The following is a 13,997-nucleotide window of genomic DNA, read 5'->3' on the forward strand; positions in this document are numbered from 1 at the left end:
ACCTGCGTAGTTGGCCCGCAACCTGCTATATCCAGCCTGAGAATTTGATCGAGTGGTCAGGCTGGCAGCCCTCAAGCGCCGCCTGCCTGGCCCTCTAAACGGCCACCAGGCCACGGATATCAGGGGCCGCAGGATGTCGCTCGCGGAGCAGATCGAACAACAACAAGACGACGCAGGCTGGAGCGCCTTCCTGCAGTTGCGCTTTACCCATCGCGATGGTGTGACCCGCCTTGGTGCGCGGCGGCATTTTGGACCTCTTTTGGTGCAGCGGCCTTTCTATCCCGAGGGCGCGCCGTGCCATGTCTATGTGCTGCATCCGCCCGGCGGCATCGTTGCCGGTGACCGGCTGGAACTCGACATCCACCTTGAACCTGGCAGCCACGCCTTGCTGACCATGCCCGGCGCGAGCAAGTTCTACCGCAGCATTGGCCCCACCGCACGGCTGGCCCAGCGTTTTCACCTGGCCGCCGACAGCACCCTGGAATGGCTGCCTCAAGACAGCATTTTCTTCGCCGGTGCCCGTGCCAGCCTCGACAGCCGCTTCACCCTGGCGCCAGGCGCCCGGTTGCTGGCCTGGGAAACCCTGTGCCTGGGCCGCCCGGTGATGAATGAGCGCTTCGATCACGGCGCCCTCGACAGCCGCTTGCACATCGAAATGCCCGATGACCCAGGCCTGTACGAGCGCCTGCGCATCGAAGGCGGGCAATTAGGCAAGCTCGGTGGGCATCCCTTGGTCGCCACCTTTTGCGCCGCCCCGGCGGACCCTGCGCTGCTGGAGCACGTCCGGGCCTTGCTCGATGAGCTGGACAACCCCGCTGGCGCCACCCTGATCGGCTCGCTGCTGGTCATCCGCCTGCTCGACCACGACAACCAACACCTGCAACACACCTTGCAACGCCTCTGGCATGCCTTGCGCCCGGCCGTCCTCGGCCTGCCGGCATGCCCGCCGCGTATCTGGGCTACCTGAGAGAAGCGCCATGGAGCTGACCCCAAGAGAGAAAGACAAACTGCTGCTGTTCACCGCCGCGTTGCTGGCGGAGCGGCGCCTGGCCCGCGGCCTGAAACTCAACTACCCGGAAGCGGTGGCGCTGATCAGTGCCGCCGTGCTCGAGGGCGCCCGGGATGGCCGCACGGTGGCCGAGCTGATGAGCCTGGGCCGTGAAGTGTTGAGCCATGAGCAAGTTATGCCCGGCGTCGCTGAAATGATCCACGACGTGCAGGTCGAGGCGACCTTCCCCGATGGCACCAAACTGGTGACCGTGCATGACCCTATCGTCTGATACAGCCCAGGAGCCCAGCATGATCCCAGGTGAAATCCAGGTCGCCGCCGGCGACATCGAGCTCAACAGCGGCCGCGCGACGGTGAGCGTCAGCGTGGCCAACCACGGCGACCGGCCCGTGCAGGTCGGCTCGCACTACCACTTCTACGAGGTCAACGACGCACTGGTGTTCGAGCGTGCGCCTACCCTGGGCTTTCGCCTGGACATTCCAGCCGGCACCGCCGTGCGCTTCGAACCGGGCCAGGCCCGCACCGTGCAACTGGTTGCCTATGCCGGCAAGCGCGAGGTCTATGGCTTCCAGGGCAAGGTGATGGGCGCACTGGAGGGCAGGGCATGAGCCGTATTTCCCGCCAGGCCTATGCCGACATGTTCGGCCCCACCGTGGGCGACCGCGTGCGACTGGCCGATACCGCGCTGTGGGTGGAGGTCGAGAAAGACTTCACCGTGTATGGCGAAGAGGTCAAGTTCGGCGGTGGCAAGGTCATCCGCGATGGCATGGGGCAAGGCCAGATGCTGGCGGCCGAAGCCATGGACCTGGTGCTGACCAACGCGTTGATCATCGATCACTGGGGTATCGTCAAGGCAGACATTGGCGTCAAGCACGGCCGCATCGCTGCCATTGGCAAGGCCGGCAACCCCGATGTGCAACCAGGGGTCACCGTGCCAGTCGGCCCAGGCACCGAGGTGATCGCTGCGGAAGGCAAGATCGTCACCGCTGGCGGCATCGACTCGCACATCCACTTCATCTGCCCACAGCAGGTGGAGGAGGCCCTTACCAGCGGCGTCACCACCTTCATCGGTGGCGGCACGGGGCCGGCCACCGGTACCAACGCCACCACCTGCACCCCTGGCCCGTGGTACCTGGCGCGCATGCTCCAGGCCGCCGACAGCCTGCCCATCAATATCGGCCTGCTGGGCAAAGGCAATGCGTCGCGCCCCGAGGCATTGCGCGAGCAGATCGCGGCGGGCGCCGTCGGCCTGAAACTGCACGAGGACTGGGGCTCGACCCCGGCAGCCATCGACTGTTGCCTGGGCGTGGCCGAGGAAATGGACATCCAGGTGGCGATCCACACCGACACCCTCAACGAGTCCGGTTGCATCGAAGACACCCTGGCGGCCATTGGTGACCGCACCATCCACACCTTCCATACCGAGGGCGCAGGCGGTGGCCATGCGCCAGACATCATCCGCGCTGCAGGGCAGGCCAACGTGCTGCCGTCCTCGACCAACCCGACCTTGCCGTACACCGTCAACACTGTCGACGAGCACCTGGACATGCTCATGGTCTGCCACCACCTGGACCCGAGCATCGCCGAGGACGTGGCGTTCGCCGAGTCACGCATCCGCCGCGAGACCATCGCTGCCGAGGACATCCTGCATGACATGGGTGCGTTCGCCATGACCTCGTCCGACTCCCAGGCCATGGGCCGCGTGGGGGAAGTGGTGCTGCGCACCTGGCAGGTGGCGCACCAGATGAAGCTGCGCCGTGGGCCTTTGGCGCCGGACAACAGCTACAGCGACAACTTCCGAGTCAAGCGCTACATCGCCAAGTACACCCTCAACCCAGCGTTGACCCACGGCATTGCCCATGAAGTGGGTTCCGTGGAGGTGGGCAAGCTGGCTGACCTGGTGCTGTGGGCTCCGGCCTTTTTTGCGGTCAAGCCCGCCTTGGTGATCAAGGGCGGGATGATCGTCACCGCGCCCATGGGTGATATCAATGGCTCGATCCCGACGCCGCAACCCGTGCACTACCGGCCGATGTTCGGCGCCTTGGGCGCGGCGCGGCACGCCACGCGGATGACCTTTCTGTCGCAGGCCGCCATGGACAGCGGCCTGGCCGAAGCACTCAACCTGCGCAGCCTGATCGGTGTGGCCCACGGCTGCCGACGGGTGCGCAAGGCCGACATGGTCCACAACACCTTGCAGCCGGTCATCGAAGTCGATGCGCAGACCTACCAGGTGCGTGCCGACGGCGAGTTGCTGGTGTGCGAACCGGCCAGCGAACTGCCGCTCGCCCAGCGTTACTTCCTGTTCTGAAGGAGCACAGATGATAGTCCTGACTCGCCGGGTCACCGAACCCGGCTCGCTTGCCGAAACCGGCACCGTCACCCTGGATGTGGACAGCCGCATCAAGAGCCGCCTGCGGGTAACCCTCGACGACGGCCGCGACGCCGGGCTGATGCTCGCACGCGGCCACCTGCTGCGCGGCGGTGAACTGCTGGCCGATGCCGATGGCAGCCAGGTCATTCGCGTGCTGGCCGCACCAGAAACGGTGTCGACGGTACGTTGCGCCGACCCGCACTTGCTGGCACGGGCCGCCTACCACTTAGGCAACCGTCATGTGCCGCTGCAGATCGAACCTGGCCTGCTGCGCTACCAGCACGACTATGTGCTGGACGACATGCTGCGTGGCCTGGGCATGACGGTGGAAACCGAACTGGCACCGTTCGAACCCGAGGCGGGCGCCTACCAGAGCGCGCCGCACAGCCATAGCCACAGCCATGGCAACGACCACCCATTCGTGCGCCTGCCTGCCCATTCCTGAACTGCCCTGGAGCTACTGATGAAAAAGACGTTCGCCCTGTTTCTGCTGATGCTGGCGGTGCCGGCCTTCGCCCACCCCGGCCACGACAGTAACCCGTTGCAGGACGGCCTGCTGCACCCGCTGACTGGCCTGGACCACTTACTGATGCTGCTGGGTACTGGCGTGCTCGCAGCGCTGACCCGACGCAACCTGACCTTGCCTTTGGCAACCCTGGCGGCGATGTTTGGTGGCGCGGTGTGCGGCCATCTGTTTGGGGATGTGTTGGGCATGGAAACGATGATCAGCGTGTCGTTGCTGGTCGCCGCCGGGGCCCTGTTGCTGCCTAGCCGCCAACTGTTGCTGGCGCTGGCCATGCCGGTGTTCGCCCTGTTTCACGGCTGGGCGCATGGCGTTGAAGCCACGCCCAGCGCGTTCTGGCAGTTCAGTGCTGGCTTCGTGACCGTCAGCGGCCTGCTGCTGGTGGCCGGGTTCGCGGTGGGTTGCTTGCTGCGCCGCCACAGCGGCCTGCAAAAAGCCTTCGGTGGTGGCCTGCTGGCCGGCGCCGCACTGGTACTGGCCGGTTGATGGACAGCGACCTGGCGCTGTTGCGCTTGCTGCAACTGGCCAGCCCGGGTTTGCCAGTGGGTGGGTTCACCTACTCGCAAGGCCTGGAGTGGGCCGTCGAAGCGGGTTGGGTGCAGGATATCGCCAGCTTCAGTGCCTGGCAGCGCGAGCAGTTGCACGACACCCTGGTCTGCGTCGACTGGCCCGTGCTGGCACGCCTGTATCAGGCCTGCCTGGCCACGGATGCTCAAGCATTCAGCCAATGGAGCCGCTTTCTGCTGGCCAACCGGGAAACCGCGGAGTTGCGCCTGGAAGAACAACAGCGTGGCTCGGCGCTGGCACGCCTGCTCGATGGCTGGCAATTGGGGCAGGACCCCGCCTGGCGGGCCAGCCTTGAACTCAGCCAACTGGGCGGTATGGCCTGGCTCGGCGCCTACTGGTCGATCCCGCTGCGTCAGTTGGCGCTGGGCATTGGCTTCGCCTGGCTCGAAGGCGCAGTGATGGCCGGGGTCAAGCTGGTGCCGTTCGGCCAGCAGGCGGCGCAAACCTTGCTGCGCGACCTGGGCCAGGACTTACCCGCCGTACTCGACCAGGCGCTGGCCCTGGGCGATGACCAGCTCGGTGGCGGCCTGCCATTGCTGGCGATTGCTTCATCGCGACATGAAACCCAATACACCCGTTTGTTCCGCTCCTGAGGACTGCCTTCATGCAAAGCTATCAACAACCCCTGCGCGTCGGTGTCGGCGGCCCGGTAGGTTCTGGCAAGACCGCGCTGCTCGAAGCCTTGTGCAAGGCCATGCGCGATCATTATCAGATCGCCGTGGTGACCAACGACATCTACACCAAAGAGGACCAACGCATCCTCACCGAGGCCGGTGCACTGGAGCCTGAGCGCATTGTCGGCGTGGAAACCGGCGGCTGCCCACACACGGCGATCCGCGAAGACGCCTCGATGAACCTGGCGGCGGTGGAGGCCTTGGCGCGCAAGTTCGGTAACCTTGAAGTGATCTTCGTGGAGAGCGGGGGCGACAACCTCAGCGCCACGTTCAGCCCAGAGCTGGCCGACCTGACCATCTACGTCATCGATGTTGCCGAGGGTGAGAAGATCCCGCGCAAGGGCGGACCGGGGATTACCAAGTCTGACTTCCTGGTGATCAACAAGACTGACCTTGCGCCTTACGTCGGTGCATCGCTGGAGGTGATGGAGCGCGACACCCAGCGCATGCGCCCGCAGCGGCCATGGACATTCAGTAACCTGAAAAAGGGCGAAGGGCTGCAGGCGGTGATCGATTTCATCGTTGAGCGCGGGATGCTTGGTGTGCGCGGCTAGCCGGCATGCAATACGCGTGTAGGAGCAGCCTTGTGCTGCGAAGAGGCCGGAAGCTACACAGTGAAATGTCGCTGCTTTCACCGGCCTCTTCGCAGCACAAGGCTGCGCCTACAGGGCAACATTCAGGGCAGGCTTGCATCAGTCATGGCAACAATGCGCCTTGCCGGTCTGCCCTTCATAGCGGTCATGGTGCCGCACCCAGTCCATGGTTCCGGCCTCGTTACGCCCCAACGGCGCAATGTCGAGGAAGTTGTAGGTATTGACCAGAATGTCCAGCCCGCGGGCATAGGTTGAGTACGTGTGGTACACGCTGCCGTCCGCGTCAAGGTAGAACGCACTCAGCCCCGGCAACTCGCTTTCGCTGCCTTCATAAGGCTCATAGTTGTACTGCCGAGGCGCGTCGCTGCCCACGCTGACGCCAAAGTCTTCATTGAACCCGCTACCTGCGGACGAGTACCACGAAAACTGCCAGCCCATGCGCTGGCGAAATGCCTGGAACTCGGCGTAGGGCGCCCGGGAGACGGCCACCAGCGATACATCGTGGTGCGCCAGGTGCAGGTTCGCGCCGTCAAAATGGTCGGCCAGGAAAGAGCAGCCTGGGCAACCTTCACGCCAGCCCTCGGCGAACATGAAGTGATAGAGCAACAGCTGGCTGCGCCCGGCGAACAGTTGGGCCAGGCTCAGTTCGCCCTCCGGCCCCTGGAATCGATAGGGTTGTTCGACCTTCACCCAGGGCAAAGCGCGACGTGCTGCAGCCAGCTCGTCGCGTTGATGGGTGAAGGCTTTTTCGTGCAGCCATAGCTGTCGGCGTGCTGCCAGCCACTGGCTGCGGGAGACCACCTCATGCCTGTTTTCACTGCTCATGGTGCTGACTCCAGGGTAGGGATTCAGCACTGGTCGAGCGGGGCAGGGCCAGATCGACAGGCATCGAAGGCGGTGCGATGAACGGTGGGCTTGGCGTCAGCCCGAATGGGCGATAGGGTCGTCGGTCAGTTCATCCGACGCGTCGCTTTCCCCAGGTAATGCGGTAATCACACTGAAGTCGCTGACTTCGACCGCACCGCCGCCATACCCCAGCAGGTGGAAGGAAAACGCCTTGCGCTCGGTCGGGTTGTCAAAGCTGAACTCCATTTCCAGTGGCTGATCCGCCGTCACGCGGATTTCTTCTGGTAGCCCCAATGGCACATCTTGCTCCAGTTGCTTGGCCTTGAGCTGAATGTAGGCCGCACGACGTGGGTCCAGCGAGCGCACCTTGACCCGTACACGGGTGTGCGAGCCGCCGGGCATCTCCAGGTACTGCGCACCGATCAGGTTGTCGGCCCAGTCATCGTGAATGCGCTTGCGCAACTTTATCGGTGATGGGCCGCCGAACTGGTAGCGCAGGTTGAGCGGCGTTTGCAGCAGCGACTGGTCGAGGGTGCCGGCCAGGGTAACGACCTGCTGGCCGAGCATGTCGTCACCGGTGCCGAGGTAGCGCGCCTGGTCGGCGATGAAACCTTCACTGGCATAGCGTCGGCAGCGCTGCTGGAAGTCGCATTCGGTGAACACGCCTTGGCCGTTGTGGTAACGCAGCATGCCGTTGGTGTAGGCGATCATCTCGCGGCCAGTGTCGTAATCGCGGTACAGCGAGCGGCCACCCAGTGCGACGGGGATCGGCAAGGCGAAGTAGTCGAGCAGCGACGTGGTCAGGTCGATATGGCCATAGGTGCCGCGCTTGATAGTGGGTAGCTCCGCCTGCTCCGGCGCCAGGGTGAGGTTGAAACCCCACGAGGATGCCAGGCGCACGCCGTCTATGCCGTGGGACTCGTCGGAAGTGACTACCACCAGGGTGTCCTTGAGCACACCCTGGCGTTCGAGGTTATCGAGAAACGCGCCGATTGCATCGTCCAGGTAGGCGACGGCAGCCTGCTTGGGCGTGTCGTAGCGCTCGAGGTAAGCCGCCGGTGCCGAATAAGGCTGGTGAGTGCCCACGGTCAGCAGGGTCAGCATCCAGGGTTTGTCTTGTTTCCTCAGCTGGCCGACATAGTCCAGGGCACCTTCGAAGAAAGCGCGGTCGTCCTTGCCCCAAGGGAATTCCAGGTAGTTCTTGTTGCGGAACCACTCCAGGCCATGCACCGAATCGAAACCGATGTGCGGCATGATGCGGTCCTTGGCCATGAAGCGCAGCCCAGCACCCTGTAGGTAGTGGGTGGTGAACCCGGCCTGGCGCAACTGTGCCGGCAGGCAGGCCTGGTTACGGTCGTTCTGGGTCAGCAGTTCGACGCCCTTAGGCGTGCCGTTGGCCAGCTTGTCGTAATCACCGCACAGCATCGCGTACAGGCCACGGATGGTCTGGTGGGTGTGCAGCACATAATCCGGGGTGTTCATGCCGCGTTCGGCCCAACGGCTGAGCTTTGGCATCAGGTCTTCGTCGAAGCGGCTGTGCAGGGCCTGGCGGTTGGCGCGAATGTAGGCCCCGGGGATGCCTTCGACGGTGATGACCAACAGGTTGCGTGCACTGCCCGGTGCCTTGAGCAGCTTCTGGCCATGCAGGTCGGACTGGGTCAGGCCACTGCTGGGCAAGGGCGTGACCACCTGTTCCTGGCCGGCCCAGCCCAGGGCCTGGCGCTGCAGGCTACCGACGCCGGCCGACAGCACCTGATGCGAGAGGTTGTACTGCCGCCACTGCTCGGCATCGGAAGGCGCCAGGTGTTGGCTGCCCCAGTGCGCGCCAAACAGCAGCAGCGTAACTGCCCAGGCCTTGCGGGGCAGGGGGGCGACACGTTGGCCGCGGCTGCTCCAGACGCTGAGCAACCAGCCCAGCACGCCGGCCGCCAAGAGCCAGGGCAACCAGCCATGCGCGAGGCCGCCGCCGGTTGAGTTCTCCATGAATTGGGAGTCGGTCAGGTAGCCGAGGTCGGCGCTGGTGGGCAGCCTGCCCACCGCGCTCACCAGCTCGGCCGACACCACCCAGAGCGCCGCCCAGGCCAGCAGAACCGGCAACGCCAGCCACCACGGCCGGCGGTGCAGCAGCAAGACCAGCAGGCTGCCGAGGGCCAGGTCGGACAGATAACCGAGCGGGTTGGACCAACCCAGCATGGCGCGCGTACCCAGTGGGATCACCAGCACCAGGCCCGCCAAAGCGACGAGCCGGGTGCGTGGGTGGTCGAACAGGTTCTTCACAGAAAACTTCCCTTTTGCCATTAAATCGTCATGCAACTGTGCTGAATGATAACAGGCTGGGCCAGGGAATACGGCGGGCTACAAGGCTGGTAACCAAATGCCGGGCTGGCTTGCGCAGGCCCGGCAGGCGGCTGGGGGTCAGAAGTAGTAGGGGAATTTGAGGCTGAAGGAGAAGTCTGGCGCATCGTCGGTCAGGCCAATCGAGAGGTTGGGCACGATGGTCAGGTTGTCGCTGGCCGCAAAGGTCATGCCGATGTTGAAGTTGGCTGAGTTGTAATCGCTGTTGCTGATCGATTGCCAGTCGCCGCCATCCGGCTTGATCTTGCTCTTGCGGGCAAACTGGTCGGAAACCGAGAACGACATGCTCATCTTCTCGTTCAAGGCAAAGGCGATACCGGCCCCGACTTGCCAGGAGTCGCCGAGTTTCACGTCACCCGGCACCTTGCTGTTGACCTGGGGGCTGATGTCGCTGAACGAGTCTTCCATGTTGTAGGTGTAGGACAGGCTGCCGAACAGCACGGCGGGGTCGAAGGTCTTGACCAGCGAGATGCCCGGTGTAATCGCCCATACGCCGTTGCCGGTCGGCAGGCTTTCCGGCACCGACAGGTTGTCGTTGCCTGGTACCTCGCGCAGCTTGATGCCGTACGGGTCCTTGCCGGTGGGCGCTTTGACCCGCAGTGTTGCCACCGCATCGGGCCAGTTTTCGGACTCGTCCATGAACTTGTAGGCAACGCCGACGTTGATATCGCCGATTTCCGGGTCGCGGGTGACGGTTTCATCACTGGTGACCGGGGCTGCACCACCGGCGCCGCCAGACGAGTAGGTCGATTCGCGGTAGACCACTGGAACGTTAATGTCGAACTGCCAGCGCTGCGCCAGGTTGTAGCGGGCGGTCATGTCCAGGGTCCAGTTGTCTGCCTTGATGCGGTCCAGGTTGATGTTGCCGAGGAAAATCGAGTCCAGCGCAAGGAAGCCGTTGAGCACCAGTGCGCGGGTGTCGTAATGGGTGTAGGTCACGCCGGTTTCGAAGCTGAACTTGCCGCCACCGAAGAAGCCGCTGGCCTCGTCGTACAGGTTGGACACACTTTGCGCAGGTTCGGAATCGTCCTTGAGCGATTGGCCATAGGAGCTGCCGGTGGTGCCTGGCGCCCCGGCGGCGACAGTCTGGCCGCCTTTGACCGTTTCGGCCGGGGATTTGGTCAACCGTTTAGGCTGCGGCGCCGCCGGGGTCTCCTCCACCTGGCGAACCCGCTGTTCAAGGACCATCAACGCTTGCTGCTGCGCTTCGTAGCGCTGTTTCAACGCCATCAGTTCTTGTTTCAGGGCCTCAACCTGTGGGTCGACTGCTGCATAAAGGGCGGTGGATGGGGCCAGGGTAGTCAAACAGACAAAAGCTCTGAACGTTAACGATCGGTGCATGGATATGCCGTCCCTTCCGACTACTTTTGATGAGACTGAGCGTAGATCAGTATCCGAGAGTGCGAAGACCTTTGAGCTGGTCGAGGCTACCGTTCAGCGAAGCGGCCGTGGGTACGTTCTCGCGCATGACGACGTTGAGGGAGGTGAGGTTGCTGACCTGGTTGCCGTTGCCAAGCAACGTCGTGTTCTGCGTCAGGCCCCCTTGGGCCAGGCGTTGCACAGTGCTGCCCTGGTTGTTGGCGGCATTGATATTGAGCTGCACGCCCACGCCGGTGGACGAAACGCTCAGCGCGCCTGCGCCGTTTTCGCCGACCAGGGTCGAGCCTGCGGTCAGTGCCTGGCCCTGCGGTTGGGCCACGGGCGCCTGGTTGGCCTTGGTGACGTTGATGTCGACATTGTTATAGGCGGTGTTGTTGTCGCCCGCCGCACGCACCACCTGGGTCACCCCTTCGGTGGTGGTCAGCCCGCTGCCGCCGCTGACCGCACCGGTGCCGGGCGCAGGGCTGGCACTTTGCGAATGGGCCGCACTGGTGCCTTTTTCGTCGATCATCGACACATAGAACTGCGGTTTTATGGTGTTTTGCTGCACTTGCAGCGTCGACGATGCCCCGATCACGTCGCCCTTAGCGTTCTGCCAGGTGCTGGTCATGACGATGCCGAAGCTGACGATCCGCCCCGGCATCACATAGCGCCCGCGCAGGTTCGCCAACTCCTGATCCTTCAGTTCGATGGGGGTGAGCGGCTGTGCGTGGGTCGGAAGGCTGGCGGCCAGGCATGCCACGGCTAGCCAGAATGGAATCTTCATTGGATGCTCCCGGAGCGTCGTGCTCCCAATCGTTAGAAGAACCGTTAGAAAAAGTCGCTTTTGATGAAGCCGAAATCCAGCAGCTCTGCGTCCTGTACCGGGGTGAAGTTATTGACGCGGCCCTTGGCAGTCAGTGGCAGAGGCGGGTCGAGCAGGGCATTGCCCTTGTCATAACCCTGGCCGATCACGGCGAAGATGATGCCGTTCCAGCCTTTGAGGAAGTCCTCGACCTTGAAGCGTTTGTGGCCCAGCACAGGGTCACCGATGTACACCCAGCCGTTGTCGACCTTTTGCATGACCACAAAGTGCTTGTAGCCACGGATGTCCATCAGCACCACGACCGGGATACGCACGCTGGTCAGGGTTTCGGGTGCTACCCGGTACCCACGGGCGCGCATGCCCAGGCTTTCCACGTAGCGTTTCATGTCGAGCATGGAGAAGCCCTGCGTGCGCACCAGGTCTTGATCGGCGTGCGCCAGCATGCCTTCGATGATGTGTTGTTCGTCCACGTCGAGCCAGTAGGCCTGGCGCAGGATGGTGGCCAGCGCCGCGGCGCCACAACTGAAGTCGGTTTTTTGTTGCACCAGGTCGGCGAACTTGCGCTCGCGCACACTCTGGATGGGTTTGAACACCACCGCGCCACCGGGCAGCACGGACAACGGCATTTGTGCAGCTTCGCTCACGCTGGCCAGGCACAGCAAAAACGCCAAGGCGAAAATACGCATGATCGGGTGCCTTCTTGTTCTGGTTGAAAAAGGCCCCCCGCAGGGGGCCTCGAGGCTATAGCCGTTAGAACGAGGTGTTGGAGATGGCCAGCGAGTTGCTTTGCTGGTTGCCCACACCGGCTGCCACGTTGACGCCCAGGTTGCCGCTGCCACCATTCACCGAACCGCTCAGGGTTGCAGTGTTGGTCACAGGGTTGGCCCAGCCGGTTGGGGTCAGCACTTGGAAGGACACGGTGTTGCTCAGGTCATACGAGCTGCTTTCGCTGAAGCTTTTCGACACGTCGTTAGACGATTGATTGGCTTTTTCGCCCGATTTTTCGTACGCAGACTCCGAAGCGTTTGCGTAAGAAGAATCGTGGGCTTTCTCATACGAAGAGTCGCGGGACTTCTCGTACGAAGAGTCGCGAGACTTGTCGTACGAAGAGTTGCGGGTCTTGTCGTAGGAGGAGTCGAACGCTTTTTCGAACGACGAGTCGTAGGCGCTTTCATGCGACTTGTCGATCGAAGCATCGAGCGACGCATTGAGCGAAGCATCGAAGCTGTCGGTACGGGTGCGTTCACGACGGCCATCGTCGGTGGTCACAGTGCGCGTCGCATCGGCGGCAGCTGCCAGGGTAGCGTTCAGGCTGGCACTGCTGGACGAGCTGGCGTTAGCGCTGGCAGAGCCGCTGGCGTTCCAGCTATTGGAGCCGCTGGCAGTGGCGCTGTTCGACCCGCTGGCGTTGGAGCTGTTGGAGCCGCTGGCGTTCGAACTGGCCGAGCCACTGGAGTTCCAGGAGCTGGAGCCATTGTTGCTGGCGCTTTTGGCACCCGCCACGCTGAAGCTCGAGGACGAGCTGCGGTCATCGCTGGAGGTGAACGAGCCATCGCGAGAGCTCGAACCGCTGGCCGACGTGGTGAAGGTCAGCGTGTCCACACGGTAGGTGCGGTCGGCGTTGTTGTGCACGGTCAGGCCTGGGCCGTTCTGGTCGGCAGAGGCGGTTGCGGTGGCATTACCCAATGGCGCATTGGTGTTGGCGATCGCCATGGTGTTTTTCTGTTGGTTGAGGTCGCCACCCGCAATGTTGACGCCCACGTTACCGGAGGAGCCGTCACCCGAACCGCTCATCACCGCAGACGATTGGGTAGACCAGTTGTCGACCCGGTTGTTGTTGCTGAACTGGCGAACGTCCGCAGTGGCTTCGGCGGTTCCGAACACGAAGCTGTTGTCCAGGCTCGAGTCGGACGCTGCGTTGGCGATGGCGGCGGCGTTGTCTTGTTGGTTGCCGTTACCGGCCGCCACGTTGACCCCGACGTTGCCGCTGGCACCGGTGGCCGAGCTGCTCATCTCGGCTTCGTTGATGGTACCTTGGTTGGTGACGGTATTGCCGGTGCTGCGCTGGCTATCTATGGCGTTGGCGGTGGCGTACACCGGGATCCGGGTGGGAGGTGGGGTGTGTTGGCCGTTGTTATGGTGACCATTGTGGTGCCCACCACGCCGGTCGTTCTGATCAGCTTGTACAGCAACAGCCATGACCGCAGCAATTGCGAAAACCAGAGGCTTGATTGCCATCGAGGGTTTCATGGTGATTCTCCGTACTTTATTTAGGTTAAGTGTTGTTCTTAACTGTTTGGGTCAATCTGCGACCCGTATGCTCAAGGTGTTGGCCATTCGGTTTCCCACCCCGGCACTCTGATTCACCTGAATCACCCCACGGCTACCGGTGAATGCCTGGTCACTGGTCGTGACCTGGCGATGGCCGGGTGCGGTGTCAGCTGGATCGGAGTTGTTGAGCAGCGCCACGTTCTGTTGCATGAGGACGCTGTCGTCGATGCTTTGCGGTTGAGTACTGAGGCTGATGCGCAGTGCGTTGGCTTGCTGGGTGCTGGCACCGGCGCTCTGGTTGACGCCCAGGGCGCCGCTGCCTTGGCTGAAAGCATTGCCCTGGATGCTGGCGGTGGCATCCATGTTGCGGTCGACTGCGGTGCCGAGCCGCTGGCGTATCTGAGTGGTGGCGCTGGCCTCATGGCCCACGGCGATGGCGCGGGCGTTAGCCTGCTGCTGCAGGTCGCCGGCTGCCTGGTTGACCGTGAGGTTGCCCTGGTATTGGCTGCCCGAATCGTCGATGTTGGCGTTGTTGATCACGGGGGATTGGGCAAAGGCCGGCGCACTGCAGAGCGTGGCCAAAATCAGCAGCGTATGCCTCAT

The 13,997-nt window shown here is 63.2% G+C and carries 15 protein-coding genes; 8 read left to right on the forward strand and 7 right to left on the reverse strand.

Going from position 1 to position 13,997, the window contains the following annotated elements; translation table 11 throughout:
• Positions 1 to 133: 133 nt before the first annotated feature.
• The 8 genes from HU750_RS02665 to ureG are packed head-to-tail and all read left to right on the forward strand — an operon-like array spanning position 134 to position 5,698.
• Complete coding sequence (locus tag HU750_RS02665) at positions 134 to 967, forward strand: urease accessory protein UreD (RefSeq protein ID WP_085273500.1); 834 nt, start codon at positions 134 to 136, stop codon at positions 965 to 967.
• A 10-nt stretch (positions 968 to 977) separates the two neighbouring features.
• Complete coding sequence (locus tag HU750_RS02670) at positions 978 to 1,280, forward strand: urease subunit gamma (protein ID WP_027594759.1); 303 nt, start codon at positions 978 to 980, stop codon at positions 1,278 to 1,280.
• Positions 1,281 to 1,299: 19 nt separating this feature from the next.
• A complete protein-coding gene (locus tag HU750_RS02675) occupies positions 1,300 to 1,617 on the forward strand; it encodes an urease subunit beta (protein WP_085273499.1) in 318 nt (105 codons plus the stop codon).
• Positions 1,614 to 3,317, forward strand: coding sequence for an urease subunit alpha (gene ureC, locus HU750_RS02680; RefSeq protein WP_027594761.1), 1,704 nt, complete (start codon positions 1,614 to 1,616; stop codon positions 3,315 to 3,317). The genes HU750_RS02675 and ureC overlap by 4 nt, the downstream gene beginning before the upstream one ends.
• 10 nt (positions 3,318 to 3,327) lie before the next feature.
• Positions 3,328 to 3,825 (forward strand): urease accessory protein UreE, encoded by a 498-nt coding sequence (gene ureE / locus HU750_RS02685; RefSeq protein WP_085273497.1) that lies wholly within the window; start codon positions 3,328 to 3,330, stop codon positions 3,823 to 3,825.
• An 18-nt stretch (positions 3,826 to 3,843) separates the two neighbouring features.
• Entirely contained in the window at positions 3,844 to 4,389 is a 546-nt protein-coding gene (locus HU750_RS02690; protein WP_099429542.1) for a HupE/UreJ family protein, read from the forward strand.
• Positions 4,389 to 5,063 carry an urease accessory protein UreF gene (locus HU750_RS02695; RefSeq protein ID WP_186676425.1) on the forward strand — a complete coding sequence of 225 codons (675 nt, stop codon included), beginning with the start codon at positions 4,389 to 4,391 and terminating at the stop codon, positions 5,061 to 5,063. Before HU750_RS02690 ends, HU750_RS02695 begins: the two co-directional genes overlap by 1 nt.
• Positions 5,064 to 5,074: 11 nt before the next feature.
• The gene (gene ureG / locus HU750_RS02700; protein WP_010953755.1) at positions 5,075 to 5,698 is read left to right on the forward strand and encodes an urease accessory protein UreG; all 624 of its coding nucleotides are present in this window, start codon (positions 5,075 to 5,077) and stop codon (positions 5,696 to 5,698) included.
• A gap of 138 nt (positions 5,699 to 5,836) precedes the next feature.
• Here ureG and HU750_RS02705 read toward each other — a convergent pair whose 3' ends face one another.
• The 7 genes from HU750_RS02705 to fapB all read right to left on the reverse strand — a co-directional run bounded on the left by HU750_RS02705 (position 5,837) and on the right by fapB (position 13,997).
• The gene (locus HU750_RS02705) at positions 5,837 to 6,562 is read right to left on the reverse strand and encodes a DUF899 domain-containing protein (RefSeq protein ID WP_186676427.1); all 726 of its coding nucleotides are present in this window, start codon (positions 6,560 to 6,562) and stop codon (positions 5,837 to 5,839) included.
• A 96-nt stretch (positions 6,563 to 6,658) separates the two neighbouring features.
• On the reverse strand, positions 6,659 to 8,860 hold the full coding sequence (locus tag HU750_RS02710) for a sulfatase-like hydrolase/transferase (RefSeq protein ID WP_186676430.1): 2,202 nt from the start codon (positions 8,858 to 8,860) through the stop codon (positions 6,659 to 6,661).
• Between the two features lie 138 nt (positions 8,861 to 8,998).
• Complete coding sequence (gene fapF, locus HU750_RS02715) at positions 8,999 to 10,279, reverse strand: fibril amyloid transporter FapF (protein ID WP_027594767.1); 1,281 nt, start codon at positions 10,277 to 10,279, stop codon at positions 8,999 to 9,001.
• Between the two features lie 46 nt (positions 10,280 to 10,325).
• A complete protein-coding gene (gene fapE, locus HU750_RS02720) occupies positions 10,326 to 11,084 on the reverse strand; it encodes a fibril amyloid subunit FapE (protein WP_186676433.1) in 759 nt (252 codons plus the stop codon).
• 44 nt (positions 11,085 to 11,128) lie between these two features.
• Entirely contained in the window at positions 11,129 to 11,809 is a 681-nt protein-coding gene (gene fapD / locus HU750_RS02725) for a fibril amyloid maturation endopeptidase FapD (protein WP_027594769.1), read from the reverse strand.
• A gap of 64 nt (positions 11,810 to 11,873) precedes the next feature.
• Positions 11,874 to 13,373, reverse strand: coding sequence for an amyloid-like fimbrin subunit FapC (gene fapC, locus HU750_RS02730; protein WP_186676434.1), 1,500 nt, complete (start codon positions 13,371 to 13,373; stop codon positions 11,874 to 11,876).
• 51 nt (positions 13,374 to 13,424) lie between these two features.
• Positions 13,425 to 13,997: a fibril amyloid subunit FapB gene (gene fapB / locus HU750_RS02735; RefSeq protein ID WP_027594771.1), complete on the reverse strand. Its 573-nt coding sequence runs from the start codon at positions 13,995 to 13,997 to the stop codon at positions 13,425 to 13,427.

The sequence above is a fragment of the Pseudomonas sp. SWRI50 genome, from assembly GCF_014269095.1.
Taxonomy (GTDB): domain Bacteria; phylum Pseudomonadota; class Gammaproteobacteria; order Pseudomonadales; family Pseudomonadaceae; genus Aquipseudomonas; species Aquipseudomonas kermanshahensis.